The organism is Pseudomonas pohangensis (genome assembly GCF_900105995.1).
Taxonomy (GTDB): Bacteria; Pseudomonadota; Gammaproteobacteria; order Pseudomonadales; family Pseudomonadaceae; genus Aquipseudomonas; species Aquipseudomonas pohangensis.
In genome coordinates, this window is sequence record NZ_LT629785.1 from 354355 (window position 1) to 379539 (window position 25185).

The 25185-nt window shown below is 56.0% G+C and carries 22 protein-coding genes, 3 tRNA genes and 1 pseudogene; 10 read left to right on the forward strand and 16 right to left on the reverse strand.

Annotated features, from left to right (window positions below; translation table 11 throughout):
- Positions 1–17: 17 nt before the first annotated feature.
- The 10 genes from BLT89_RS01715 to BLT89_RS01760 all read right to left on the reverse strand — a co-directional run bounded on the left by BLT89_RS01715 (position 18) and on the right by BLT89_RS01760 (position 11458).
- Entirely contained in the window at positions 18–410 is a 393-nt protein-coding gene (locus tag BLT89_RS01715; RefSeq protein ID WP_157718766.1) for a type IV pilin protein, read from the reverse strand.
- 23 nt (positions 411–433) lie between these two features.
- Positions 434–5245 (reverse strand): pilus assembly protein, encoded by a 4812-nt coding sequence (locus BLT89_RS01720; protein WP_090192794.1) that lies wholly within the window; start codon positions 5243–5245, stop codon positions 434–436.
- A 19-nt stretch (positions 5246–5264) separates the two neighbouring features.
- Complete coding sequence (locus BLT89_RS18040) at positions 5265–5696, reverse strand: PilX N-terminal domain-containing pilus assembly protein (RefSeq protein ID WP_157718767.1); 432 nt, start codon at positions 5694–5696, stop codon at positions 5265–5267.
- On the reverse strand, positions 5693–6358 hold the full coding sequence (locus BLT89_RS01730) for a PilW family protein (RefSeq protein WP_090192796.1): 666 nt from the start codon (positions 6356–6358) through the stop codon (positions 5693–5695). The genes BLT89_RS18040 and BLT89_RS01730 overlap by 4 nt, the downstream gene beginning before the upstream one ends.
- The gene (pilV, locus tag BLT89_RS01735) at positions 6355–6852 is read right to left on the reverse strand and encodes a type IV pilus modification protein PilV (RefSeq protein ID WP_157718768.1); all 498 of its coding nucleotides are present in this window, start codon (positions 6850–6852) and stop codon (positions 6355–6357) included. The genes BLT89_RS01730 and pilV overlap by 4 nt, the downstream gene beginning before the upstream one ends.
- Positions 6843–7376, reverse strand: a complete 534-nt coding sequence (locus BLT89_RS18045) for a GspH/FimT family pseudopilin (RefSeq protein ID WP_090192797.1) — start codon at positions 7374–7376, stop codon at positions 6843–6845. The genes pilV and BLT89_RS18045 overlap by 10 nt, the downstream gene beginning before the upstream one ends.
- 42 nt (positions 7377–7418) lie before the next feature.
- Entirely contained in the window at positions 7419–7934 is a 516-nt protein-coding gene (locus BLT89_RS01745) for a GspH/FimT family pseudopilin (RefSeq protein WP_090192798.1), read from the reverse strand.
- A 368-nt stretch (positions 7935–8302) separates the two neighbouring features.
- The gene (locus BLT89_RS01750; RefSeq protein WP_090192799.1) at positions 8303–9643 is read right to left on the reverse strand and encodes a sigma-54-dependent transcriptional regulator; all 1341 of its coding nucleotides are present in this window, start codon (positions 9641–9643) and stop codon (positions 8303–8305) included.
- 2 nt (positions 9644–9645) lie between these two features.
- The gene (locus BLT89_RS01755; RefSeq protein WP_197673527.1) at positions 9646–11238 is read right to left on the reverse strand and encodes a sensor histidine kinase; all 1593 of its coding nucleotides are present in this window, start codon (positions 11236–11238) and stop codon (positions 9646–9648) included.
- Complete coding sequence (locus BLT89_RS01760) at positions 11228–11458, reverse strand: PP0621 family protein (protein ID WP_090192801.1); 231 nt, start codon at positions 11456–11458, stop codon at positions 11228–11230. The genes BLT89_RS01755 and BLT89_RS01760 overlap by 11 nt, the downstream gene beginning before the upstream one ends.
- 161 nt (positions 11459–11619) lie before the next feature.
- Here BLT89_RS01760 and BLT89_RS01765 point away from each other — a divergent pair, with 161 nt between their 5' ends.
- On the forward strand, positions 11620–13251 hold the full coding sequence (locus tag BLT89_RS01765; protein WP_090192802.1) for an NAD+ synthase: 1632 nt from the start codon (positions 11620–11622) through the stop codon (positions 13249–13251).
- 342 nt (positions 13252–13593) lie between these two features.
- Here BLT89_RS01765 and BLT89_RS01770 read toward each other — a convergent pair.
- Positions 13594–14518, reverse strand: a pseudogene (locus tag BLT89_RS01770) (outer membrane protein assembly factor BamD); the annotation flags it as partial.
- A 146-nt stretch (positions 14519–14664) separates the two neighbouring features.
- On the opposite strand from BLT89_RS01770, the gene rluD reads away from it, so the two are divergent.
- The 3 genes from rluD (at position 14665) to clpB (ending at position 19065) form a co-directional block, all read left to right on the forward strand.
- Positions 14665–15639, forward strand: coding sequence for a 23S rRNA pseudouridine(1911/1915/1917) synthase RluD (rluD, locus tag BLT89_RS01775; RefSeq protein ID WP_090192804.1), 975 nt, complete (start codon positions 14665–14667; stop codon positions 15637–15639).
- The gene (gene pgeF / locus BLT89_RS01780; protein WP_090192805.1) at positions 15636–16379 is read left to right on the forward strand and encodes a peptidoglycan editing factor PgeF; all 744 of its coding nucleotides are present in this window, start codon (positions 15636–15638) and stop codon (positions 16377–16379) included. Before rluD ends, pgeF begins: the two co-directional genes overlap by 4 nt.
- Positions 16380–16500: 121 nt before the next feature.
- Positions 16501–19065 carry an ATP-dependent chaperone ClpB gene (gene clpB, locus BLT89_RS01785; RefSeq protein ID WP_090192806.1) on the forward strand — a complete coding sequence of 855 codons (2565 nt, stop codon included), beginning with the start codon at positions 16501–16503 and terminating at the stop codon, positions 19063–19065.
- Between the two features lie 55 nt (positions 19066–19120).
- On the opposite strand, the gene BLT89_RS01790 is transcribed toward clpB, so the two are convergent.
- The gene (locus BLT89_RS01790; RefSeq protein ID WP_090192807.1) at positions 19121–19462 is read right to left on the reverse strand and encodes a PilZ domain-containing protein; all 342 of its coding nucleotides are present in this window, start codon (positions 19460–19462) and stop codon (positions 19121–19123) included.
- A 9-nt stretch (positions 19463–19471) separates the two neighbouring features.
- Positions 19472–21892: a DUF1631 domain-containing protein gene (locus BLT89_RS01795; protein ID WP_090192808.1), complete on the reverse strand. Its 2421-nt coding sequence runs from the start codon at positions 21890–21892 to the stop codon at positions 19472–19474.
- A gap of 206 nt (positions 21893–22098) precedes the next feature.
- On the opposite strand from BLT89_RS01795, the gene BLT89_RS01800 reads away from it, so the two are divergent.
- The 3 genes from BLT89_RS01800 (at position 22099) to BLT89_RS01810 (ending at position 22341) form a co-directional block, all read left to right on the forward strand.
- Positions 22099–22174, forward strand: a tRNA-Asn gene (locus BLT89_RS01800).
- Between the two features lie 9 nt (positions 22175–22183).
- A tRNA-Pro gene (locus BLT89_RS01805) sits at positions 22184–22260 on the forward strand.
- Positions 22261–22265: 5 nt separating this feature from the next.
- Positions 22266–22341, forward strand: a tRNA-Lys gene (locus BLT89_RS01810).
- A 71-nt stretch (positions 22342–22412) separates the two neighbouring features.
- On the opposite strand, the gene BLT89_RS01815 is transcribed toward BLT89_RS01810, so the two are convergent.
- Entirely contained in the window at positions 22413–22586 is a 174-nt protein-coding gene (locus tag BLT89_RS01815) for a DUF3094 family protein (protein ID WP_090192809.1), read from the reverse strand.
- Between the two features lie 291 nt (positions 22587–22877).
- Here BLT89_RS01815 and BLT89_RS01820 point away from each other — a divergent pair, with 291 nt between their 5' ends.
- The 3 genes from BLT89_RS01820 (at position 22878) to BLT89_RS01830 (ending at position 24327) form a co-directional block, all read left to right on the forward strand.
- On the forward strand, positions 22878–23315 hold the full coding sequence (locus BLT89_RS01820; RefSeq protein ID WP_090198595.1) for an FAD/FMN-containing dehydrogenase: 438 nt from the start codon (positions 22878–22880) through the stop codon (positions 23313–23315).
- Positions 23312–24007 carry an energy-coupling factor ABC transporter permease gene (locus BLT89_RS01825; RefSeq protein WP_090192810.1) on the forward strand — a complete coding sequence of 232 codons (696 nt, stop codon included), beginning with the start codon at positions 23312–23314 and terminating at the stop codon, positions 24005–24007. Before BLT89_RS01820 ends, BLT89_RS01825 begins: the two co-directional genes overlap by 4 nt.
- A 104-nt stretch (positions 24008–24111) precedes the next feature.
- On the forward strand, positions 24112–24327 hold the full coding sequence (locus BLT89_RS01830; protein ID WP_090192811.1) for a hypothetical protein: 216 nt from the start codon (positions 24112–24114) through the stop codon (positions 24325–24327).
- Positions 24328–24336: 9 nt separating this feature from the next.
- On the opposite strand, the gene yacG is transcribed toward BLT89_RS01830, so the two are convergent.
- Complete coding sequence (gene yacG / locus BLT89_RS01835) at positions 24337–24537, reverse strand: DNA gyrase inhibitor YacG (RefSeq protein WP_090192812.1); 201 nt, start codon at positions 24535–24537, stop codon at positions 24337–24339.
- Positions 24534–25142: a dephospho-CoA kinase gene (coaE, locus tag BLT89_RS01840; protein ID WP_090192813.1), complete on the reverse strand. Its 609-nt coding sequence runs from the start codon at positions 25140–25142 to the stop codon at positions 24534–24536. Before coaE ends, yacG begins: the two co-directional genes overlap by 4 nt.
- Positions 25143–25185 lie beyond the last annotated feature (43 nt).

Consider the following 25185-nt stretch of genomic DNA (forward strand, 5'->3'; position numbering starts at 1 on the left):
ATTAAAGGCCCCATTCACTATATGCCGCTACAGCTTGCCCACATGTTACCAAGCGGAGCAGTTCCTCCTCTCACTCCTGTAGAACTAATCGTTAGTGTTCCCATGCCATTTAAAGTTCCAGTTCCAGTAGCTGTAACAGTAAAAGTGCTTGCAGTGAGTGGATTAACTCCTAGCGTAGCACTCTGTTGATTAATGCTGGCAGGGATGGCGAAACCGACGTAGGTGTTGTTCTGTGCGCGATAACGTTCTAACAGGTTGGCAACGCCTGTGACGGCGCCTTTCGCGTCCTCACAGGCAGATCGTCGCACATAGCCTTGATAGCTTGGGATTACGATAGCCGAGAGGATGCCAAGAATCGCAAGCACGATCACCAGTTCGACCATGGTAAAGCCTTTGTTATTAGTCTCCAATTTCAATGCTCCCGACTAAATTTTCAAGGTGCTGGCTTAATCTCTGTTCTGTCCATCCAGTACATTTTACCTAGCTTTGGCATCTCGATTTCATCAATATCTCCAGGTCCCCTGATGATAAAGCACTGATCTCCAATGCATATTAACTCTGGTTGCGGTGGAATGCCTGGTACCTGAAGTACGTCGAAGCGTTCATCTAGCTTCGGATTATTTGGATCACTAGTGTATGCGGGGCTGCCATCAAACAAATTAACCGCATAGCCGCGAGCCGTTCCAAATGCAGGTGCACAAGTGCTGCTATTTGCAGTTGATGATTTTGCCGGCTCGTAAGTGCTGAAGAAGAGTTCATTTCCAGCTCCTGCAGTCAAGGCGCGTGTTAAAACCTTTTCACCCAAATTGCTTGTCAAATTAATGAACCAGCCTCCAGTTTTACGGCCATCAGAAAGGTCAAGCTTAGTTGTTTGTGTGCTACCGCTTGGTTTCAAGTTCGTTGTCACATCAAGCATACTTGATACAGTGATTGTGCCTTCTGTTCCAGTTCGGTCGGTCAAATTGCTTGTGCGGAAAGAGTAGAATGCATCTTGCGCATCTTTATTAAGTGGATGGCCGCGATAACCTGAGCCAATATTGACAGAAAGACTTAGTTTTCCATCCTTATTCAAGAGTGCAACATCTGGCTCATTGTAAAAGCGGCGTAGGTTCTGTTGCTTATAAAGTTGAGTTCCGCTGTTATAGTCGCTAGGGATCGCTGTTGCGAATATACCATTACCTCCAGTGCCCCCGGGGGTTATCAGTCCTACCCCGCTCCCTCCATTGTTAATATGAAAGCGCCAAACTTGGCCGCCCATGTCTCCAATGAAAATTTGATCTGCGAGCTTGTCATTGTCAGCTATTAGTGTGCCACTTGGGGCTGTCTGGATATCAATTACCCGTGGAGTTGCCGGCATGCTATAGAGCATGTTGCTCATCTGCCTATTTTTTGTTGTCGTGGCAGCGCTGCTGGCGGACCAAATTAATACGCCGGTATTTGCGTCTACTACGTATAAAGCATTACCACCATTGGTGTCGGTATCGGCTGTGCGCACAAGAACATTGTCCTGATTTGGGTTGTAACCACCTGCAAAGATCAGTACGTCAGTGATGTCTGAGCCAATCTTTATCTTGGTTTTGACTGGTGCAGACCATGTTTGTCCAAGCCGATCAAAGCCAGGCGTTACACCACCTCTGATGTACCATAACAGCTTTGGAGAGCTACGATCAGTAACATCCAGAGCGTATACACCGCGACCACCTCTGCCCATAGTGGCATAGGCGTAAACAAACTCTCCAGATTGAGGTGTGCTTGATGTGTCAAAAATCTTGCCATCCTTGTTCACATCGTTAACCCATAGGGTAACTGGGTTGTCCATGCCGTAAGGGCGAGGATTACTTATTGCTGCTGTTTCTTTGTTTTCTTTTAGTTTCTTGATATTCGGGAGAAGCTCTTCCGGCATAAAGGCAAAGAGTTCTTTGCCTGTGTCGGTGCTGAATGCTTGAACAAAACCTTCATTGGTACCGATGAAGGCGGTTTGATCGTCTACATCGCATTTCGTGCTGTCTGTAGCATTAGCCTTGATGCAGTCGTATGTAGCCAGCTTTGGAGAGGAATGGATTGGGTCGCCGATTGATTTTCGATCTTTGCTCGTGGCCGGATCAGTCCCGCGGATATAATCGAATAATTGATCGCGCTCGGCTTGATTCGCAGCGCCAAGCATTGTGTTGGTAATGTTAGTGTTAGAGCTGGTAAGCGGTTGAGTGCTCAAGCTCGATGGTGAGCTCGGGGATGCGCCAATGTATGTAAACAGTTTACGGCTAGCTGGTGCGGGAAGTTGCTCTGCGGCGCCACCTTTCGAGGTGTCATTGCCGTCATTTGTGTCAGACCAGAAGCTTCGGGCATTGCTGGCAAAATTACCAGTACTGCTCACTGCGTCACGGTCAAGCCGATCCACAATGCGTGGATTGCTGATGACATTGCCGTTAGTGTCTTCGCTAGTCAGCGAGAACCGATAACGTTTCAGGTTGCCCGGCCAACTTTGGGTCTTTCTAGGTGCGAATAGCGAGAAGTACAGCTCATCCTTGTTGTTCTGACGTTCAAAGGAGTTGACGGGTGCGCTCGCGCTGACAAACGTTGTGTCGACATCTTGTACATTCTGCAGAATGTCACTGAAGGCCTTGGTAAGACCGGTTGCATTATCTGCGGTATACGCACCGCCTTTGCCGTTTCCGGCAACCTCCGTAAGAAACTTTTGAGCAATAGGGCCGGCCCATTTGTCGGCAGCCAGTGCAAAGCCAATGGTGTGAGTAAATACGTAGCTGTCCCCTGGAACAGCGCTGGATTGATCTTTTCGGGCCAGAAAATCCGCCAGTTTGCGGCCGCAGGCCTCATCGGAGTCTGTTGAGTTCGAGTCAACTATAGCCAGTACGTCATTGGGGTCATTGGGATCAACGGGCAGCGCGGTGGAGCAACTGCCAGCTTTGCTGCTGATGTTATTTTGAGCGCCATTACCGTTGGCCTGACCGTCAGTCAGCATTACCACGTGCGTTGGCTGGCAGGCACTGGTTATAGGGCTGCTGAACCCTGGCATGTTGCCGCTCAGATACTGCGAGGCATCGTAATAGGTTGGTACTATCGGGGTGCCCCCGTTGGGGCTCATGGATTGCACCAGTGCATCGAGGTGCTTGCGGACCGTATAGGTATTGTCTGCGAGACCGCCGTTAGCAACCTTGATGCGTAGTTTGATAGATTGAGCTGGGTTGCCTTCGAAGGCAGTAGTTTTCAGGCTGCTGTCGCCCGGCGCAATGCTGACTAGCAAGGCATTACCAGGTTTCCAGCCGCTTCTGCCTATGACACTTTGTAGACCGGTTTTTATCTGACTTTGGCGGCAGACAAAAGGTGTTCCTGCACTCCATTGATCGATCGTGCAGTTACCTCCAGAGTAAAACGTACGACCACTGATATTGTTCTTGGCTGTCGAAAGGGCTGGTGCGTCGTCACTCTTTTGGAATTCTATAGCGGCAGACACGTTAGTGCTGGTTACGTTATTGCTTGGCGTCATGATCACTTGAGCGTCCAAGATTGTGGAGCCTTTGTTAAGGGGGACGCTTTCAAAGCGTACGGCTATTCTGCTTGGTTTTAACGGCATGTCTGTTGAGGTGACATTCATGTCGCCTGAAGAGTCTTGATAGCCATCATTATTCGGGTTGGTAATAACAGTCTCGAAGATTGGATTTATGCAGCCACTACTACTGCCGTTTCTATAAGTTACGGTCAGTGTAGGTTGGGAGCCTGGGGCGCCATCAATACTGAAGGCTTTGAGGCTGCCATCCCCTGATTCACGCTCAATGAAGAAGGCCATGGAGTTATTGCCGCACCAGCCGGGTTGATCGACCAACGTCTGTACTAGATTGCGTACGTCTGGGCCTGCTACTTTGGCTGGTGGATTCGCGACCTTCCATTCACTGATGGTGGGTGCCCAGGAGGCGGTAATGCCGAGCTTTCCCCGCGCTGAAGGTGCGCCTGAAGAGGTGTTGGTAAAGATGGCTGAGTCGGTTGCGCTTTCTGCTTTGATAGTAAAAGACACATCTTTGTCATTAGCTACAGCAGGGCTGAACCCAATCTGGGCGGATTCAATGATGGCTCCCTGCGGAATAGCAACATTCTGGAAGCGTAGCGCGGCTGTTCTATCCGTGACAGATGGCGAAGCTGATGTGTAAGTGATAGTGAGTGTCGGGATTTCTGTACTGTCGCAGCCGGTGCCGACCTGCATACAAATATAGCGGTTATAGCCGATATCGTTCCAGTACCTAATTAAGACGTTGTCTAAATCGTCTGTTATTGGTGCCAATGTGCTCAGGGAATTGAGTTCTTGAGTAATATTCAGATCCAAACGGCCCTGTGTCCAGCTGGGAAGGGTAGGCAACGCTCTGGTCGCGGTAAAGCTTCTGCTGGCGATTGAGTTGTTATCGTTGGGGACTATGGATAGCTTGGTGTTTTCCACAGATATGTTCGGTGTCGTAGCGGTTGAGCCGTTGTTCTGTGAGTAAACAGTCAATATGGCAGAGGTCACAGTACTGCCGGCAGGAATGTTTAAGCCGGAAAAGTACAGCAGGGCCTTACCTGCGCTAGTACTGTTGGTTTGGTTATTGGCGCTAATCACAGGCCCGTTGACGGAAACACAGCTCGAACCGTTAGGGCGTGGCGATGCAAGATTCTCATCCAACAGGCAAGCAGCGTTGTCCTTTTGCAGGTAAGCGTTGTTTGCCGCAAGCGTATAAGTTTTGGTCGATGTTACAAATTTCTGAAACTTGCCCATGGCGACTGTTAGGCTGTCAATCGTGGCTGATGTGGCGCCCACTACCTGAGTCGCGTCATCACCGCTTTCCAGAATGAGCGGAGTATTTAGCGGGCTGCTCGATGCCGGGTCGTCAAGGTAAGTCACTGGATAGACCATGCGCGAACCTCCCAGCTTGTCATCTTCGTTCAGCACCATGAGCCCTGCGTTGATTGCTCCTGCCTGATTGATGATGGTGGTAAATGAGTCCTTGAGTACAGCCATCCGCTGCTGCTCACCTTTTGGCGAGTTGTTAGGTGGGTCTTGATCTTCGGTGCTCCATTTCATGGAGCCAGAATTATCGAGAATGAACAGCACGTTTGGTCGCACGCCGGATTCTATCGAAGGTCCGCCGAAAAATATCTCGGTATCATCGGCGTGACTGAGGGAGGTGCCGAATATAAAAGTGCTAGTTACGCAACTCAGCAATGCAGTGCGAAGGGTGCTTGAAATAGTGGTGCGCATGTCAGTTCTCCGATATCTATTACAGCTGCCCTTCACGGACTAGGTAACCCATCTGATGCTGTGCGACGGAAGTGCCGTCTCCCGCAGATGATGTGCTTGTAAGGTGGTAACAAGTAAAAGTAAAACCGGTGAGGCCAACTGAGCCATAAGTGCAGTTTTCAGCCCTGACTTCGTCAATTCTGTCGATGCTTGCTGAGCCTTGTGTTCCGTTGTTAGAGCCGAACAAGAGCGCTCTGTCGAACGCGGCACTAAGATTAAACTCGGCCATCCATCGTGTGAGCCCGCTTTCGGCCGATTGGAATGCTAGATTCATATCCTGAGCGTTAGAGGCCATTCGGCTTTGTAGCGATGAGGTAGTGGCGGCAGTGATTGCTATTACTGTAAGAAGTAGTAGTAGAATCAGGCTGACTACCAAAACAACCCCTTTTTGTTTTGCGTGTGAAGGCTTCACAGGCGATTCCTCAATTCAATGACGGATGTAAATCTCCGAGGCAGGAAGCCATCGTCGTTAGGAGCGCTCACGACCAAAGCGATCCTCAACTTGTGGACATTTGGCCAGTCCGAAGTAGCCATGGCATCACTGCTCACCCAGTTAATGCGGTTGTTTTTCAAGACCCCGTACTCGATGCTGGCAATCTGGGTGTCATTGGTCAGGGTCTGGTTTCCTCCAGTGTCCGTAGTGTTTATGCATAGGTTTGCACCGCAGTTACTGAAAGTTGCCTGGAATGGGTGAAGAACTTGGTTATCGCAGTTGCGATTAGGAAAGCTGCCAGCGCCTGTCTCTCGAGCATAATTGACAGTGAAGCTTGTAGTCGTCGGACCGCTTATTGCGTCGTCTGGATATTGGATTGCTCCAGCCGTGGTCCTTATTGAAGAGGAGATGCAGCCTTGGTAGCCGGCACGACGGACTTCTCGGGAAATCAACTCCATGGCAATGCGTCCGCTTTCTTGCACGCGAGATAGTTCGGTGTGGGTTCTGTCGGTGCGAAATGTATTTAGAAACAGTTCCACAACCCCAAGTAGGAGGATCGCGCTTATTAAAATCGCAACCATCAATTCAATTAGTGATAGGCCTCTCTGCTTATTGAATCGCAGTTTTTTCAGTGAGCTCATAGCGTCACCTGCATTGTAGTAAAGGCCCTGCCATTGGCTGCTGTTCCGCAGGCTTCTGCAGTAGCGGAAACCATGCTGGCCTGATTTTGTGGCCAAAAAATAGCAATGCAGTACTCATTTGCAGATATATTTTGAATCATAGCGGCGCTACCGGGGATAGCACTTTGGAGTTGAGTTGCCCAGCTAGCCAAGTCGTTACCCGCTTGCTGGGTAGAGTCCATTCCTGCTGAGCAATCAGTGCTAACACAGGGATCGACAGCTGTTCCAGGATCTCCAACATACAGGTCAAGCCGGTCTGGATTGCCTCTCATGCGTTCAGCGATGTCGTAACTCAGCACGATGGCGGCACTTCGTTCAGCCGCATTTTGATTTGACTGCATGCTTGTTAGCATGAGGCTTGCCATGCCAAGCAGGCCGATAGCCAAAATCACTAAGGCAATCAGTACTTCGATCAGGCTGAAGCCCTTAAGTAAGCTTTCGTGTTTCATGGGCATGTAGTGTTTGCTCCGCTTCTGGCTTGGCCAATCACTGTGATACTTATCTGTCGGGAGCTTTCTGCTCCACGGGTGTCACAGATACTAATTGCCTCGGCGTTGGCAAGTGTGCCGTCTGAGCGGTAAGTTAAAGTATTTCCAGCACCGTTTATCGTGACATTCGTTCCGGCTGCCGACATTGCCTTGATCAGAGTTGCGCCTTGAAGCATGACAGCACCTTGTGCCCACGTTGTATTGGCGGTGCAATTAGCTTGATCGCTACTGGCGCAAACAGTGATCGGAGCGCGACGTGTAACGGCCTCACTTCGTGCTAGCTGCAAAAAGCCGAGCATGTTGTTAGTCGCTTGAGTAATCCGGCCACTCTGGATTGTGTCTTGAAATGCGGGTATGCCAACAGTGGCTATCACGCCAATGATGACCAAGACAGTCATAAGTTCAATGAGAGAAAAGCCATCGTGCCGTTGCATTAACTTAATTCCGGTTGGGTACAAGTGCACACTAGCCGCTGGGGGTGTGAAATCCATACGAAGGAGACAAACGCAGCACTTTGTACGACGAACTGCACTTTAGCGGCATCTAGCTGATGCGCCGGGCTTTTGAGTTCGCACTCGTCCAGTTAAATTGATAACAACTTGTTGGAGCGGTTGACCCGCATGGCAGAGTGTAAATGTACCGTTTAGTGCTCGGGTGGAGCCATCCGGTTCGTATTGAAGGTAACTCGTGCTGCGGAAATTTGACCATTGCCAGTTGAGGTCAGTGGGCGTTGAAATTTGCTGGAGTAAAATTTCAACGTTATCAAGTTTTCCGTTTTTGTTCTCATCGGTGAAGATCAGGATATTTTGGTCCCAGAGTTGAGAGTCTGTACAGGTGGATAGCCCTGTGCATAGACTGACAACAGTGCGGCCATAGACTGCAGATCCTCTTGCATAATGCAATGCACCAATAAGTAGGTTAGTTGCCTCCGTTTGTTTGTTGCGAGCAAGGGCTGATTCGAAATTTGGTACAGCTACGCCAAGCATTATTGCAACGATGCCCAAGCATACAGTCAGTTCGAGCAGTGTGTAGCCATTGACTTTATTCATACTTCCAGCGTCCTTGCCAGATTTGAAAAATGCAATGCACAGTCTAGATCAGGTTTTCAGGGTGCCAAGTCATACGGAAAGTCTGCATTAATAGTGGATTGCGGGGTAGTCGGTCTGTTAAGGACTTTGCAGTTAGGGCGTTCGGGCTTGTATAGCTATGTGCTTGAGCGGGATTTGGTGGAACGAGAGTGCTCCTGGCTCGGTGGCCGTATGGTTTCGCCACTGTATCCGTGGCGCTACAAACCTTGCGGTGACGCCTATGGTGTGATGGCTGTAGGATTTCTATCTCGACCTTGCCGGACTTCTGAATTTGCGTATTCGAAGCCGGGCAGCCCGCCTGCGAGTGTTTGGCGCGTATGTCTGATGAGCTAGTCGATCTCGAGCTTTTTCAGGCGATAGCGTAACGAGCGGAAGCTCATGCCGAGCCGCTCGGCGGCTGCAGTGCGGTTCCAGCGGGTTTCTTCCAGTGCCTGCATGATCAACTTGCGTTCGATACTTTCCAGATAGTCTTCCAGATTGTCGATCTGCGCGAGAGAGGCTTCACCTGGGTCCTTGTTGGCGTGGGCATCGACCAGGCGCAAATCCTCGGCATCGATACGGTTGTCGTCACACAGCGTGTAGGCGCGCTCCAGCATGTTTTCCAGCTCCCGCACATTGCCGGGAAAGCGGTAGCTTTTGAGTTTCTCCAGTGCCTCGGGGGCGAGTGCAGCCGGGGGCAGGCCGGAAGACTCGCTCAGGCGCTGGAGCACGGTTTCAGCGAGCAGGCTGATGTCTTCACGCCGCTCGCGCAAAGGAGGTACCCGCAGTTCGATGACGTTGAGCCGATAGAACAGGTCCTGGCGAAAGTTGCCTTCAGCCACTTCTGCTGCCAGATCCTTGTGGGTAGCGCAGAGTATGCGTACATCCACGACCACTTCCTGCTGGCCGCCGACGGCGCGGACGGCCTTTTCCTGGATCGCCCGTAACAGCTTGACCTGCATTGGCAACGGCAGATCCGCGACCTCGTCGAGAAACAGCGTGCCGCCGTTGGCGGCCTGAAACAGCCCCTGCTTGTCTTCGCTGGCGCCGGTGAAACTGCCTTTCTTGTGGCCGAAAAATTCGCTTTCCATCAGCTCCGAGGGAATCGCGCCACAGTTGACCGGCACAAAAGGGCGCTCCTTGCGCGGGCCTTGCTCGTGCATGAGGCGCGCTACCAGCTCCTTGCCGCTACCGGATTCGCCGCTGATGTAGACCGGCGCCTGACTGCAGGCGAGTTTGAATATCTGTTTGCGCAACGTTTGCATCGGTGGCGAGCCGCCAAGCAGACGATTGTCTTCGGGCATATTGATGCTGTCGCTGCTCGGCATGCGCATGGCGGTGGCCACCAGTTCGCGCAGCCGGCCCAGATCCAGTGGTTTGGTCAGAAAGTCAAAGGCGCCAGCCTTAAGCGCATTGATTGCGGTATCGAGGCTGCCGTAGGCGGTGATCATGGCAACCGGCGTTTGCGGGTGGCGTTGCTGGATAAATTGCACCAGCTCCAGGCCCGTGCCATCGGGCAAACGCATATCGGTGAGGCACAGGTCAAACGTTTCCTTGCCCAGCCATTCGTGGGCTTCCTTGACGTTGCGTGCGCTGCGCGTTTCCAGCTTGAGCCGGCCGAGGGTAATTTCCAGCAGTTCGCGGATGTCCGGTTCGTCATCGACTATCAGTGCTTTCTGCCGGAAGGTCATGGTCAGCTCAACTTGCGTGGATGGGCAAAGGTTATACGGAAACAGCTACCGCCGTATTCGCTGGGTTTGTAATCCAGCCGGGCCTGATTGCTTTCGCAAAGCTCCCGCGAAATATACAGGCCAAGCCCGGTGCCTTTGCTCTCGGTGGTAAAAAAAGGCTCGAAAATATTGTTCAGCCGGTTCGGGCTAATGCCGGGACCATCGTCGTGTACTTCCAGAACGGGTAGCTCACTGGTGCTTTCAATGAACAGTTTGACCCACAGTTGTGCCATGGGTTTGTCCTGCTGGCTATAGCGCAGCCCGTTCTGTACCAGGTTGGTCAGTACCTGGTACAGCTGCTCGGGGTCGATTCGTGAGTGCAGGCCTTTTTCATCTGCCAGCAGGTGAATGGTCTGCGTGGGCGGAGCGCTGGCATGAAAATCGCGCACGTAGTTCTCCAGCCATTCACTGAGATCGAGCAGCTTCGGTTCTGCCGGGCGCCGGCGCGACAGTTGCAGAATGTTCTCGATGATCAGATTCATGCGTCTGGATTGATCCTGCACGATCTGGGTCAGGCGCCGGTCAGGGGCGGGCATATCTTCCGACTCCAGCAATAGCTGGGCCGCATGACTGATCGCACCCAGCGGGTTGCGGATTTCGTGGGCAATGCTGGCGGTCAAGCGTCCAAGAGAGACCAGTTTGAGCTGTTGGGCCTGCTGGGCAATCTGGGAAATGTCGTCGAGAAAAACCAGCGTGTGACGCTTGTTGCCGTGAGGCAGGTCTACGAAGCTCGGTTGCAGCGCCGGGCCTCCGGGTGTCGGGTGCAGGGCTTGCGGCAGTAAAGTGGGGTTCTGTAGCCAGTGGCGCAGGCGTTGATGCAGTTCCGGCTGCCAGCTGGACAGTTTTTCGCCTGGCGTTCCTTTGGAACCGAGCAGAAAAACTGCACTCGGGTTGCTCATCAGCAGTCGGTGCTCGGGGTCAAGCAACAGGATACCGGTGCGCATGCGTTTCAGGATGCGCGTATTGAGCGCTTCCAGATTGGCTACTTCGGCGGCCCGTTGCGCAGCGAGGGACTCGGTTTTTTCCAGCCGGTTGCTCAGGTTCTGTACGAAAAAGGCCACAGCAAAACTGAGTACGCCGAGCAGTCCGGCTTGCAGATACTGGCTACTGGCGCTGGGCAGGTTGATGCTCAGGTAAAACGTGCAGAAGATCAGCCCCATGGATGCCGCTGCGGCGATGAACAGGCCAACGCGTCCGCGCATCAGAATGTTGGCTATGGCGACCGAGACAATCAGCAGGTTGCCGATACCGCTGGGCATGCCGCCGGCGGCGTAGAACAGCCAGGACAGCAGCACGACATCGGCCAGTGCCATGCTGAACACGGGAAGCAGTCGCTGAGGCCTGCGCACGATGGCGGCGAACAGCAGGCTGCCTATCATGTAGGCCCAGCTGCCAACCCGGAACACCGTCAGGTTTTGCAGGTTCAGGAGTTCCTGATCGAGCCCGCTTGAAACCAGACCTACCAGGACAAGACCAATGATCAGGCGGTACAGATGAGACAGGCGCAGCAGACGCTCGCCCTGACCGCTATTGAGCGTTAGGGCTTCACTGATCAAGCTTGCGTGGCCCCAGTTCCAGGTGCTGTTGGCTGCAGTACCAGTTACCGCTGCGTTGCAGCGCCTCGCGTTGCGGCACATGCAGGTTGCATTGTGCACAGCGCACCATGACCTGGGTATTGTCGGCTTGCTGCGAGCCGGAAGTGGCCGGTTTGTTTTTGCGTCGCCACAGCCAGATGCCAATCGCGATCAGGGCGATCCAGAATAGAAGTCGGAACATGGGCGGCGTCCTTTTGGCAGTGTGGAGCCTCGCAGTGTAGCCAAGCGCAAAGGCGCAGCACAGGCTTTACGTGTGCCGTTGTCCAAGCACGCGGCGATGCGGGACAATGTGCATATCTGGCGCAGCGTTGCTGCCGCCTTTGCTGATTGATGGAGATTTTCATGAGCCAAGTGTTGCGGGTAGTGATGGCCCAGCTGAACCTGCGGGTCGGCGATGTGCATGGCAACGTGGACCGCCATATCGAGGCGGCATTGACTGCCCGCGATCAGTGGCAAGCGGATCTGATTGTTTTCCCGGAGCTGTCGTTGTCAGGTTATCCGCCCGAAGATCTGCTGCTGCGATCAAGCATGCAGCGCCGCATCGAACAAGCCTTGCAGCGTTTGCGCGATGAAGTACGGGGTATCTACATGGTGGTTGGCTACCCGTGGCAGGAAGACGGCCAGCGCTTCAATGCCTGCGCCCTGGTTGCGGACGGCGAGTTGCTGGGTCGGTATTTCAAACAGATGCTGCCGAATTATCAGGTGTTTGATGAAAAGCGTTATTTCGTCCCGGGCGATCAGCCTTGTGTCATCGAAATCAAGGGCGTGCCGGTGGCGCTGACCATCTGTGAGGACATCTGGTTTGCCGAACCGGTGCGTCAGGCGCGCGAGGCTGGCGCACAACTGATGCTCAGCCTGAATGCCTCGCCCTTCCATCTGGACAAGCAGCAGGAGCGTGAAGAGATGCTGGCGCTGCGCGCCAGAGAGAGCGGCATGCCGATTATTTATGTGAATCAGGTTGGCGGGCAGGATGAACTGGTGTTTGACGGTGGTAGCTGTGCCGTGTCCGCCGATGGCGACGTCCGGCAGCGGGCGGCAGGCTTTACCGAGGGGCTGTATCCGGTTGATTTGCTGGTTGACGGCTCTCGCCTGAGCCCGCGCCAGGCCAGTTGTGCAGCATTGCCCGGTCTTGAAGAAAGCGCCTATCGGGCACTGGTATTGGGCGTGCGCGACTATGTGCAGAAAAACGGCTTCAAGGGTGTGCTGCTCGGTCTTTCCGGGGGCATCGACTCGGCGTTGACCCTGGCGGTGGCGGTGGATGCGCTGGGTGCCGAGTGTGTCGAGGCGGTGATGATGCCTTATCACTATACGGCGCAGATCAGTCTGGAGGATGCCGAGGCGGAAGCGCATGCGCTGAAGGTGACCTATCGGGTGTTGCCGATTGCGCCGATGGTCGAGGCCTTCATGTCTACCCTGGCGCCGGTATTTGCCGGGTTGGGGCGCGATACCACGGAAGAAAACCTGCAGGCCCGCTGCCGGGGCACCTTGCTGATGGCGATCTCCAACAAGAAGGGTTATCTGGTGCTGACCACCGGCAACAAAAGCGAGATGGCGGTCGGTTATGCCACGCTGTATGGCGATATGGCCGGTGGTTTTGACGTGCTCAAGGATGTGCCAAAGACCCTGGTGTTCCGCCTGGCCGAGTACCGCAACAGTCTCGGTATGGTCATTCCGCAACGTGTCATTGACCGACCGCCTTCAGCAGAGCTGGCACCCGACCAGAAGGACGAGGACTCGTTGCCGCCGTATCCGGTGCTCGATGAGATACTCAAGCTGTATATCGAGTTTGATCTGTCCGCCAGCGCCATAATTGCCGAAGGCTTTGATGAGGATGTCGTGCGCAGGGTGTTGCGTCTGGTAGACCTGAATGAGTACAAGCGCCGGCAGGCCCCTGTCGGGGTGCGCGTTACGCAGCGGGGCTTTGGCCGGGACCGGCGTTACCCGATTACTTCCGGCTGGCGACTGGGGGATTGAGGGCGGATCGGTAGCTCGTTGCTGATTTCTTCGCCGCTGCAGGCTGCGAGTGCGGGCATGCAGGCCGGCGGGCCTTCCTGCGCTGGGCTGTAACTCCGCTACGTAGCGCTAACAGAAAGAAGGGAGGCTTTCGCCTCCCTTCTTTTTACTCGCCGGTTCTCTGGTCGAGTTCTGTTTCCGTATTCAGGTCATCGTCGAAATCCGGATCATCGACGGTTACCGCTTCCACCTCGTCCGGTTCGTCAGTGAACCAGCCAAAGGTCAGAAAATCGAACCAGTGGACTTCGTAGTGCTCCATTTCGAGGTCTTCACCGGCTTCTTCGACGTTCTTCTGCAATTCTTCGCGGTTTTCCGGCTGCAATTCGTCCGGAATTTCTTCCTGGGCGTTTTCGTATTGACGAATCACGTCGCGACTGGCGCGGGTCTGTCCGGGCGGTAGCGGATCATCGCTTTCAATTAACGCCAGGGTGGTTCTGGCCAGCCAGGAGCGATCGCTTTCCGGGGTTTCGCGCGGCACGAACTGGCCATCGACCAGGCTCGGATTATCCGGGTAGTTGAGCTTGAGAACTTCCAGACTGGTAGCTGCCAGCTCATCCATACCCAGCTGACGGTAAGCCTCGACCATTACAGCCAGGCCATCACCGACCGAAGGCGTTTCCTGGAAGTTTTCCACCACGTAGCGGCCGCGATTGGCTGCAGCAACAAAGGCGCCACGGCGGATGTAGTAGTCGGCGGCATGGATTTCATACGCCGCCAGCAAGTTGCGCAGATAAATCATGCGCTGCTTGGCGTCCGGCGAGTAGCGGCTGTTGGGGAAGCGGCTGGTCAGCTGGGCGAAGTCATTGAACGAGTCACGTGCGGCACCCGGATCGCGCTTGGTCATGTCCAGCGGCAGGAAGCGTGCCAGCAGGCCGGTGTCCTGGTCGTAGGCTGCCAGACCTTTCAGGTAGTAAGCGTAATCGACATTGGGGTTTTGCGGGTTCAGGCGGATAAAGCGGTCAGCGGCAGAGCGCGCGGCTTCAGGCTCGGCGTTCTTGTAGTAGGCGTAGATCAGCTCCAGCTGGGCCTGAGCTGCGTATTGGCCGAACGGGTAGCGTGACTCCAGCGCTTTCAGGCGGGTGATGGCCAGCGTATAGCTGTCATTGCCCAGTTCATCCATAGCCTGCTGGTACAGCTCGGTTTCGCTGAGGTTTTCGTCGACCTTACTGCTTGAGCAGGCGGCAGTCAGGGCAATCAAGGCTATAAGCAACAGGTGTTTCACTTGCATGGTGGCTGTTGTCCCTGTGACGGTTGGCTGTATTGGCCCGGACCGTCTGTTATGATGTGCGCCCCGGCTTCTCCGGGGCAAAGACGCGGTATTTAACCACAGCGTGCGGCCGAAACCAAAAGCTGCGCATGCCTTCGCAGTAGCCCATGTCCAACGACTCCGATCTGACTATACAACTGAATGCCCAAGTACCCACCGCTCTGGGCGGCCAGCGCCTTGACCAGATAGCTGCGCAGCTGTTCGGCGAGTATTCCCGTTCGCGCCTGTCCAGCTGGATCAAGGAGGGCCGTTTAACCGTTGATGGTGAGGTGGTGCGGCCGCGGGATATTGTCCATGGTGGCGCTGTCCTTTTGCTGGAAGCCGAGCAGGAGGCGCAGGGCGAGTGGATCGCGCAGGATATTCCGCTGAATATCGTCTACGAAGATGAGCATTTGCTGGTGATCGACAAGCCTGCCGGGCTGGTCGTGCATCCGGCGGCAGGACATGCCGACGGCACCTTGCTGAATGCCTTGTTGCATCATTTTCCGGACATTATCAATGTGCCGCGCGCCGGCATCGTGCATCGTCTGGACAAGGATACGACCGGGTTGATGGTCGTGGCCAAAACCATGCAGGCGCAAACCCGGCTGGTCGAGCAATTGCAGAAGCGCAGTGTCAGCCGGATATACGAGTGCATCGTGATTGGCGTGATTACCTCCGGCGGCAAGATCGATGCGCCGATCGGACGCAGTTCCTCGCAACGCCAGCGTATGGCCGTCACCGATGGCGGCAAACCGGCGGTCAGCCACTACCGGGTGCTGGAGCGCTACCGTTCGCACACCTATACACGGGTCAAGCTGGAATCAGGGCGTACCCACCAGATTCGCGTGCACATGACCCATGTCGGTTTTCCATTGGTGGGTGACCAGCTGTATGGCGGGCGCTTCCGTATTCCGCCCGCCGCCAGCCAGACCATGGTGCAGGCGCTCAAGGAATTTCCACGGCAGGCGCTGCATGCACGTTTTCTCGAGCTCGATCATCCGGTCACGGGGCAGCGCATGAAGTGGGAATCGCCCTTGCCGGAGGACTTTGTCTGGCTGCTGACCCTGCTGCGGCAGGATCGCGAAGCATTTGTCGGATGAATCTGGGGCAGTCAAGCGGCGACTTGCTGTTGCCTGACTGGCCTGCGCCAGCCCGGGTGCGCAGCTGTATCACCACGCGGGCGGGGGGTGTCAGCCTGGCTCCGTTCGATACCTTCAATCTTGGTGCGCATGTTGATGATGATCCGCAGTCGGTAGCGGAGAACCGCAGGCGATTGAGTTCGACGCTCGACTGTGTGCCCGCCTGGCTGCAACAGGTGCACGGAACACGGGTGGTCGAGGCCGATCCGCAGCAGGTACTGGAAGCCGATGCGAGCTGGACGGCTACTGCGGGAATTGCCAGCGCCGTGCTGACCGCCGATTGCCTGCCGGTACTGTTTTGTGATCGCGGCGCAACCAGAGTCGCTGCAGCCCACGCCGGTTGGCGTGGGCTGGCTGCTGGCGTGCTGGAAGAGACAGTGCGCGCAATGGAGCTGCCTGGCGAGCGGCTCTTGGCCTGGCTGGGGCCGGCTATCGGTCCGCGTGCTTTTGAGGTCGGCGCCGAAGTTCGGGAAGTGTTTCTGGCTGAGCAAGCACAGTCAGCTGCGGCTTTTGCTCCCAGCCGCAATCCGGGCCGATACATGGCGGATATCTATCAGCTGGCGCGCATCCGGCTGGCGGCCTGCGGGGTTGCGGCGGTATATGGTGGGGGCGGCTGTACCTTCACTGATGCGCGTTTTTATTCCTACCGCCGTGCCTCGCGCACCGGACGCTTTGCCAGTCTGATCTGGCTGGCGGACTGATCCATATCAACGCCATCCGGCTTGAATCGCGCAGAATCATCCTCATCTAGTGTTCATACAGGCAGGTTTCTTGTGTGGAGCATGCACCGCTCCGGCCTGCCCATAACCCGAGGGTGATTTCATGCGAATAGATCGTTTGACCAGCAAGTTGCAACTGGCATTGTCGGATGCGCAATCCGTGGCCGTTGGTTTTGATCATCCGGCCATCGAGCCGGTACATCTGCTGCATGCATTGCTGGAGCAGCAGGGCGGCGCGGTCAAGCCGCTGCTGATGCAGGTGGGATTTGATGTCAACGCACTGCGCAGTGCGCTTAGCCGTGAACTGGATCGCCTGCCAAAAATCCAGAATCCCACAGGCGATGTGAATATGTCGCAGGATCTGGCGCGATTGCTGAATCAGGCCGACCGGCTATCGCAGCAGAAAGGTGACCAGTTCATTTCCAGCGAACTGGTTTTGCTGGCAGCCATGGATGAGGGCACTGCGCTGGGCAAGCTGTTGCTGAGTCAGGGCGTTTCGAAAAAGGCGCTGGAAAATGCCATCGTCAATCTTCGCGGCGGTGATGCGGTAAACGACCCGAATGCCGAGGAATCGCGCCAGGCGCTCGACAAGTACACCGTTGATATGACCAAGCGTGCCGAAGAAGGCAAGCTGGATCCGGTGATTGGCCGCGATGACGAGATTCGCCGGACCATTCAGGTGTTGCAGCGGCGGACCAAGAACAACCCGGTATTGATCGGCGAGCCGGGCGTTGGCAAGACGGCCATTGTCGAAGGGCTGGCCCAGCGCATCATCAATGGCGAGGTGCCGGATGGTCTCAAGGGCAAACGCCTGTTATCGCTGGACATGGGCTCATTGATTGCCGGCGCGAAGTTTCGCGGTGAGTTCGAGGAGCGCCTGAAAGCGGTGCTCAATGAGCTGGGCAAGCAGGAAGGGCAGATAATCCTGTTTATCGATGAGCTGCATACCATGGTCGGGGCCGGCAAGGCCGAGGGTTCCATGGATGCCGGCAATATGCTCAAACCGGCGCTGGCGCGCGGGGAGCTGCACTGTGTGGGTGCCACCACGCTGGATGAGTACCGTCAGTACATCGAGAAGGATGCAGCGCTGGAGCGGCGCTTCCAGAAAGTGCTGGTCGATGAGCCGAGCGAGGAAGATACGATTGCCATCCTGCGCGGCCTGAAAGAGCGTTATGAGGTGCACCACGGTGTGACCATCTCGGATGGCGCGATCATTGCCGCCGCCAAGCTGTCACATCGCTACATTACCGACCGCCAGCTGCCGGACAAGGCGATTGATCTGATTGATGAGGCCGCCAGCCGCATTCGCATGGAAATCGACTCCAAACCCGAAGAACTTGATCGCCTTGAACGGCGCCTGATCCAGTTGAAGATCGAGCGCGAAGCACTCAAGAAAGAAGACGATGAAGCGGCGTTAAAGCGCCTCGGCAAGCTCAAGGACGATATTGCTCGTCTGGAGAAGGAATACGCTGATCTGGAGGAGATCTGGAAGGCGGAAAAAGCCGAAGTGCAGGGCTCCGCACAAATTCAGCAGAAGATCGAGCAGGCGCGCCAGGAGATGGAGACAGCCCGGCGCAAGGGCGATCTGGAAGCCATGGCGCGCATCCAGTATCAGACCATTCCGGATCTTGAGCGCGCCCAGCAGATGTCCGATCAGCATGAAAAGGTCGAGAACCGGTTGCTGCGCAACAAGGTAACGGATGAGGAAATTGCCGAAGTAGTGTCGAAATGGACCGGCATTCCGGTTTCCAAGATGCTCGAAGGCGAGCGCGACAAGCTGTTGCGGATGGAGTCCATGCTGCACACCCGTGTAATCGGTCAGGATGAGGCCGTAGTGGCGGTGTCCAATGCCGTGCGCCGTTCCCGTGCCGGGCTCTCTGACCCGGATCGGCCCAGCGGTTCCTTCCTGTTCCTCGGTCCGACCGGTGTGGGCAAGACGGAGTTGTGCAAGGCGCTGGCGGAATTTCTCTTCGATACCGAAGAGTCGATGGTGCGCATCGACATGTCGGAATTCATGGAGAAGCATTCGGTGGCACGCCTGATCGGTGCGCCGCCGGGTTATGTCGGTTATGAGGAAGGCGGTTACCTGACCGAGGCGGTGCGTCGCAAGCCCTATTCGGTGGTGCTGATGGATGAGGTCGAGAAAGCCCACCCGGACGTATTCAACGTGTTGTTGCAGGTACTTGAAGATGGCCGTCTGACCGACAGCCACGGGCGTACCGTGGATTTCCGCAATACGGTGCTGGTGATGACCTCTAACCTGGGCTCGGTGCAGATTCAGGAGCTGGTTGGTGACCGTGAAGCGCAGCGTGCGGCGGTGATGGATGCCGTCGGCCAGCATTTCCGCCCGGAGTTCATCAACCGTATCGACGAGGTGGTGGTTTTCGAGCCATTGGCGCGCGAGCAGATTGCCGGTATTGCCGAAATCCAGTTGCAGCGCTTGCGCAAGCGTTTAGCCGAGCGTGACCTGCAGTTGCAATTGAGTCCCGAGGTCATGGACAAGCTGGTATCGGTGGGGTACGACCCGGTTTATGGCGCGCGGCCACTGAAGCGGGCATTGCAGCAGTGGGTGGAAAATCCGCTGGCGCAACTGATCCTGCAGGGCAGGTTTGCGCCCGAAGCGATGATCAGCGGTACCTTGCAAGGGGATGAGATAGAGTTCAGCTGAAACCTCCCTCAGCCGTAGAGAAGTTGCGGCTGAGGGGTTTTTATTAACTGCCGGCTTATTCCTGCGCCAGATGGCGCAACAGAATCTCCAGTGCACTCGCCTGGTCGCTGGCCATGTCTATGATCTGGAAGCCGGCCCAGCCACTTTGTGCGTCGGGGCCGGGCCTGCTCCACAGGCAGTCAGCCCCCAGGGTGACCGATTCGATACCCTCCAGTGGTCTGGCAGGAACCAGGCGAAACTGCATTACCGAGTCGGTTTCTATCGACCTTTCACAGAACAGCATGAAGCCTTCAACTGAAAGGTCAGCCAGGCGGCCCAGACGTTCGCCCGAGTGCAGTTCGTAGGCTTCAATTTGCAGACCCAAATGGCGGCGGTCATGCTGGCGACGGTCTTCCATTGAGGCTCCTTAGTTTGATTGTTCGGGGGTTTCGTCTGCGCTGCGACCGGTGAAACGTTGCAGCACCCGGTAGATTGCGGTGAGAGCACGGTCTACCAGGGGTGCGCTGCGCTCTTGAGGCATGATGCGAACCAGACCCTTGTCCATTTCGATAGCCAGTTGGGTTATGGGCTTGATGGCTACCCGTTGGCCGCTGTTGTCGACGAACATGTAATTGCGGGTTGTCGGGCTGAACCAGGACAGCTTGAGCACACGGGTCTGGTCTTTTTCGACGAACTCGAACCAAGTGCCGAATTCGATCTGTTCCAGCTCCTTGACCAGTGCCTGGGCGCGTGGCGATAAGCTCGACTTGCGCGGTGCTGCTTTCATCAGGGCAGCATCTTCGCCAAGCATTTCGCCGAGCGGGCTGTTCGGCAGTGGCGCATTCAGCTTGGCGGCAATCTCGGGCTGTTTTGCCTGGACGGCATGCTGGCAGGCCACAATATCCTTGAGCAGGCGACGTATGCCGTCTTCGTGATAGCCGCCGAGCAGTTCAAGGCCTTTGCGCAGGTCTTCCAGCAGCGCAAGACGCAAGCCTTGCAGGCGCAGCAGCCCTGCAGCATCCAGCGTGGTGCCACTCCAGGCCAGCTCTTCGGCGACTTCGCCAGTGCGCTTCCATTCATCGCTGTGCTCGCCGTGGCGTAACAGCACAAACACCAGCACATCTATCCAGGTCAGCTCGAGAAAGTTGCGGATGATGGCCGGGGGAGAGCGTTTCTCAAGCGCCTGGGAAATAACCTCGGCAGCCATCTGGCGAGCGCCGAGTAGCTTGTCACGACCCTTGGCCGCCTCAATCGCACGGCGTTCGCGCAGTTCGACCTTGTGCTTGAGGGTGGTTACGTATTCGTTGAACTCTTCAAGCAGGGTTTCGAACAGCATGAAGTCGCCGGCGAAGCCATGTATGACCCGCTCGACCACCCAGTGCATTTTGGATAGCAGTCCGCGCTCATCGCCTTCACCGCCATACATCACACCAGCCTGGGCCATGGTGTTGAGCAGTCTGCGGGCCGGATGGTGGTGCTGGGTGAACAGGGCTTTATCCTGCAGGGCAACCTTGAGATAAGGCGTGTGCAGGTGGGAGAGGGTGGTTTTGCAATTATCCGGCAGGTTGTCGTCATCCAGAATGAAGTCGAACAGCATGCCTACCAGGTCGATCACATCGGCTTCCTGGTCTGACAGCTTCTGCTTACCGGGTTCGCTGCTGTGGGTATCCAGTTCCTGATGCAGGCTGGCCTTGAGGCTTTCTACCTTTTGCGGCTGGTGCAGTCTTTGCTTGATGTCCTGGGCAGATTCGGCCTGCAAGCGGTTCAGTGCTTCGAGTAGCTCATTCGCGCTATAGGTACGTGTTGCCCCGGTGGGTGCGAAGCTGGCGATGCTGGGGGTGCCGCCCAGTAGTGGCATGCTGGCGCCATGCTGGCGATTTTCAACCAGCAGGGCGCTCAGGTCGTTGTACAGGCCTTCGGGGTCGGATTGTGCTGCACCGATCCCCGGGCCCTGATTGCCGGCGCCCGCAGTTTGCTGGCTGCCGGCATGAGCCTGCAGACTGCCTCCCTGGCCAGGGGTGTTGCCGGCTGAAGGGGCATGGTGCTGGGCAGTATTTTGCCCGGCAGCTGCTGCGGCTGGTTCCGCATCAGCTACAGGGGAATTGGTCGAGGGTGTGCGACGTGGTTGGGCCGCAGTGCGCTGCACCGAGTATTTGAGGTTGGGAAGCACGCCGGCCTCAATCAGCAGGCGGTTCAGAGCGTCGTAGATCGCGTCGAGTCCATGCATTACATGCTGGTCGAACAGCATGTACAAAATGTGCTTGATGCGTAGCGGTAACGGATGGGGTTCCAATGCTTCGCTAAAGGCGCGGACAATCGCTTGAGGGCCGAACGGGTTGCTGTCCTCGAACAGCTTCTGGCCATTGTTCAGCAGGGCCAGCCGCTGATCCAGTGTGAAGATTGCCTGGGCAGAACGTGAACGAACGCGGCTGACCATGTTGGTCACCTGCATCAATTCCTCGTAATCCTCGTTCTCCACCAGCGAGAGGTTTTCCGCATCGATCTGGCTTTCCACTGCTGGTGGAGGCTTGAGTTTGCCTTCCATGAAGTCGGAAAAGTTTTGAGCGATCTGCTGGTGATAGGCTCTTTCGATTTGCGGGCGCAAGCGGCGAATGTCGCGCATGCTGTCGAAGTAGAGGGTTTGTACCTGATTGTTTTCAGCCTTTTCGGCGCACTCGAAAAGCTTGTCGTCGACATTGCTGAAAACACCCGTCAGGTGTTCTGCCAGCCGGTTCATTACCAGTTTCTTGCAATTCTGCACAAGATCGGTAAATCGCGGCTGTATGCCTCTGCTTGCCAGAGAAGACGGATTGTCAGCCTTGCCGGTCTGTGTGTCCTGGGTACTCATTGGCTGTCCTGCGTGAAGCCTTGCGGCGCCGCGGTCTGCATTTATTGGATGTATTGACACATATAGCAGTCTGCAAGGCAACTGCAAAGCATCATGTATTGGTTTAATGCTTTTCAGGCTTGACAGCGTGAGATGGAAACGTAAAATGGCGCGCCTCAGATGCAGGAACGGGTTACCGGTTCGGCGATGAGACGGAAGTATGAAGTTCCGCGATAGCTCAGTTGGTAGAGCAAGTGACTGTTAATCACTGGGTCCCTGGTTCGAGTCCAGGTCGTGGAGCCAAACTTTCACCGGGGTATAGCGCAGTCCGGTAGCGCGCCTGCTTTGGGAGCAGGATGTCAGGAGTTCGAATCCCCTTACCCCGACCATTTTTGGGTCGTTAGCTCAGTTGGTAGAGCAGTTGGCTTTTAACCAATTGGTCGTAGGTTCGAATCCTACACGACCCACCATATGAAAGCCCTGACCGTAGCGGTCAGGGCTTTTTTATTGTCCCGAGGTTTTCAGGGCTGGATCAGGCGGTTTAGCTGACCAGCCGGCTGAGCAGGCGACTCAGCACTCCCAGCCCGATGACGACCAGCAACACGATCAGCAGCAACCGCCAGGGCCGGAACGGTTGGCGCTCGACCTGATGCTGCGGAGCGGCGAGGTAGCTGTCCACTTTGCTCTGGTCTTCAGGTGTCAGGCGGCTGGTCATGACTGCTCCCGTGCTGGATAGATGATTCGCGTTGGCTGGATCATTCTGTGGCAATGGCCGGGCTTCCGCCCGGACGAATAGTTTCTCCTTGTAGCATCCTGACAGTCATACCGCCATGCTCGCGCAGAATGAAAGCTGTCGAGTCTGCTTCACGTCGCGAGGATGTTTCTGCGGTCGGGCCGGAATTCTGACGGGTAGTGACATCTGGTAATGTGGAAAGATAATTTCCTGTGAACATTGTCAAAGAGGAGTTCGCCTGTGAGCAGACTGCCGGCTGCGGTTTTCCTGCTGATGTTGTCCGGGTCACTGTTCGGGCAGGAGCCGGCGCCGGTTCAGGCTCCATGGACGTTACTGGATCAGTTTGATCAGCCCTATACGCGCAATGACCAGCTGCGGATTTTGCTGGTGGCGCGCAGCATGGACGCGGCAAAGTTGCTGGATCAGGCGTTGCAGGGAAAGCCCGCGGATTATCTCGAGGTGCGCGAAGCGGTGTTTGTCGCGGATGTGAGCCGCATGCCGGCGTTGATCTCTACGCTTTTTGCCATACCGGCCATGCGCGATTACAACTACCGGGTGCTGCTTGATCGGGAACCGCGGGTAGTGACCAGGTATTCCGGTGATGCTGACAAGCTGCTCTGGGTCGAGATGAAGCAGGGCAAGGTAGTCTCGGAGCGCGAGTTTGCTGATCCACTGGCGCTGGAAAAGGCGCTGCAGCAGGCGGGTCAATGATAGCGCCGGAGTTGCTTGCGCCAGCCAGTCTGATGCTTGGCTGGGCGGGCTATCTGCTGGTGCTGTGTTATGCGCTGTGGCGGGCGCCCTGGCTGGAGTTGTTCAGTGATAGCCGCCGCCAGCATCTGTTGTTCGGTACGGTGCTGGGGCTTTTCCTGCTCTGGCTGTTGCGCCGGGATTTTCCCTCCGGGGTGTCCTTTCATTTCATTGGCATGACTGCAGTGGTACTGCTGCTCGACTGGCCGCTGGCGATTGTTTCAGGGCTACTTGCGCAAATCGGCCTGCTGTTGCTTGGCCGGCAGCAACTTGCGGCAATGGGCGTCAACGGCTTGCTACTGGTGCTGTTGCCGGTTCTGGTTACTGAGTTCTGTGCGCTGTGGGTAGAGCGCTTTCAGCCGCGCAATCTGTTTGTGTATATCTTTTGCAGCGGCTTTTTTCCTGCGGCTCTGGCTGCGCTTGGCTGTTGCGCGCTGGGCTGGTTGCTGCTCTGGTGGGGCGGGGTCTACGAGTTGCCTGCTTCTGGGTTGGGGGACTCGGCAGGCTATCTGTGGCTGGTCATGTTTCCTGAGGCGTTCATCAATGGCACGGTCATTACTGCACTGGTGGTGTTTTGCCCTGACTGGCTGGAAACCTTCAACCGCAGTCGCTACTTGCAGGCCCCCTGGAAAGACGGGAACTGGTCAGCGAAATAAAGCCGGATTTGCCTGCTGAATGTCGGCTTCCGGCTTGATCTGTATCAAAAGACGTTGACCTGCATAGCCGAAGATGACCGGGTCAACTTTCCCGGGAGTCGCAAATGAGCATACACGGATGGGCGCGCCAGTCCCTGGCGCAGCAGCTGTATGAGGCCCGTCAGGCGGGTTTTGACGAGCTGCTTGCGCTCAGGGCCCTGCTCGGCGTGCTGGTGGAGCGCAGCGGTCAACTGCGCAGCGGCGAAGACTTGCGACAAGAGTTGCTGTTTCTTGCCGATAATCTGGATGACGAGCGTGACTACAGCTTCATGCGGCCTTAGCCGCGATACTTAATGCCTTTGTGGTGGCAGGTCGGTTGAGAACAGCTCGTCGTCCGTGAGATCGCCTGGAATGGCATGATCTTCGGCTGCCCAGGCGCCCAGATCAATCAGCTTGCAGCGCTCCGAGCAGAAGGGCCGGCTCGGGCTTTGTGGCCCCCATTCGACCGGAACACCGCAGGTCGGGCAGGTAACGCTTGTGGTTTTACTCATGACTGGTCTCCGCGCAAGTTGCTGTAGAAATCGTGCAGGCGCCGGACTTCGCTTTCCAGCCAGCCCAGATCCCTGTCGTTGAGCAGAACATCATGTGCCTTGGTAAGCCGGTGCTCACGTTGTGCTTGTGCCTGGAGAATCGCCTGAACCTGTTGTTCGCTGACCTGATCCCTGGCGATGGTCCGCTGCACCTGCAGGTGCTCCGGCGTGTCCACCACCAGAATCCTTTGGGTCAGCTGATGCTGGCCAGACTCGATCAGCAACGGCGAAACCAGAATCGCATAGGGAGATTCTGCCAGCGCCAGATGCTGGATGATTTCCTCGCCGATCAATGGGTGCAGCAAGGCTTCCAGCCAGCGACGCTGCTCCGGATGGTGAAAGATTTCCTCGCGTAATGCGGCACGGTTCAACTGGCCGTCACTTTGCAGTATGTGGTTGCCGAAATGCTCGGCAATCCTGAGCAGGGCAGGCCGTCCCGGTTCAACGACCCAGCGCGCCGCGTGGTCGGCATCGACGGTGTGTACTCCAAGCTCACTGAAACACTTGGCAGCCGCGCTTTTGCCGCTGCCAATGCCGCCAGTCAGCCCGAGAATCCAGGGTTTCATCGCGTATTCACACTATCAGTAGGCCGTCGCAGATAGCTGCTTG

What these genes read in the sequence shown, in the direction of transcription:
- BLT89_RS01720 (WP_090192794.1), bottom strand. Translation starts at nt 5,245, where the DNA reads ATGCGCACCACTATTTCAAGCACCCTTCGCACTGCATTGCTGAGTTGC.
- BLT89_RS01730 (WP_090192796.1), bottom strand. Translation starts at nt 6,358, where the DNA reads ATGAGCTCACTGAAAAAACTGCGATTCAATAAGCAGAGAGGCCTATCA.
- pilV (WP_157718768.1), bottom strand. Translation starts at nt 6,852, where the DNA reads ATGCCCATGAAACACGAAAGCTTACTTAAGGGCTTCAGCCTGATCGAA.
- BLT89_RS18045 (WP_090192797.1), bottom strand. Translation starts at nt 7,376, where the DNA reads ATGGATTTCACACCCCCAGCGGCTAGTGTGCACTTGTACCCAACCGGA.
- BLT89_RS01745 (WP_090192798.1), bottom strand. Translation starts at nt 7,934, where the DNA reads ATGAATAAAGTCAATGGCTACACACTGCTCGAACTGACTGTATGCTTG.
- BLT89_RS01750 (WP_090192799.1), bottom strand. Translation starts at nt 9,643, where the DNA reads ATGACCTTCCGGCAGAAAGCACTGATAGTCGATGACGAACCGGACATC.
- BLT89_RS01760 (WP_090192801.1), bottom strand. Translation starts at nt 11,458, where the DNA reads ATGTTCCGACTTCTATTCTGGATCGCCCTGATCGCGATTGGCATCTGG.
- BLT89_RS01765 (WP_090192802.1), top strand. Translation starts at nt 11,620, where the DNA reads ATGAGCCAAGTGTTGCGGGTAGTGATGGCCCAGCTGAACCTGCGGGTC.
- rluD (WP_090192804.1), top strand. Translation starts at nt 14,665, where the DNA reads ATGTCCAACGACTCCGATCTGACTATACAACTGAATGCCCAAGTACCC.
- pgeF (WP_090192805.1), top strand. Translation starts at nt 15,636, where the DNA reads ATGAATCTGGGGCAGTCAAGCGGCGACTTGCTGTTGCCTGACTGGCCT.
- clpB (WP_090192806.1), top strand. Translation starts at nt 16,501, where the DNA reads ATGCGAATAGATCGTTTGACCAGCAAGTTGCAACTGGCATTGTCGGAT.
- BLT89_RS01790 (WP_090192807.1), bottom strand. Translation starts at nt 19,462, where the DNA reads ATGGAAGACCGTCGCCAGCATGACCGCCGCCATTTGGGTCTGCAAATT.
- BLT89_RS01795 (WP_090192808.1), bottom strand. Translation starts at nt 21,892, where the DNA reads ATGAGTACCCAGGACACACAGACCGGCAAGGCTGACAATCCGTCTTCT.
- BLT89_RS01815 (WP_090192809.1), bottom strand. Translation starts at nt 22,586, where the DNA reads ATGACCAGCCGCCTGACACCTGAAGACCAGAGCAAAGTGGACAGCTAC.
- BLT89_RS01820 (WP_090198595.1), top strand. Translation starts at nt 22,878, where the DNA reads ATGTTGTCCGGGTCACTGTTCGGGCAGGAGCCGGCGCCGGTTCAGGCT.
- BLT89_RS01825 (WP_090192810.1), top strand. Translation starts at nt 23,312, where the DNA reads ATGATAGCGCCGGAGTTGCTTGCGCCAGCCAGTCTGATGCTTGGCTGG.
- BLT89_RS01830 (WP_090192811.1), top strand. Translation starts at nt 24,112, where the DNA reads ATGAGCATACACGGATGGGCGCGCCAGTCCCTGGCGCAGCAGCTGTAT.
- yacG (WP_090192812.1), bottom strand. Translation starts at nt 24,537, where the DNA reads ATGAGTAAAACCACAAGCGTTACCTGCCCGACCTGCGGTGTTCCGGTC.
- coaE (WP_090192813.1), bottom strand. Translation starts at nt 25,142, where the DNA reads ATGAAACCCTGGATTCTCGGGCTGACTGGCGGCATTGGCAGCGGCAAA.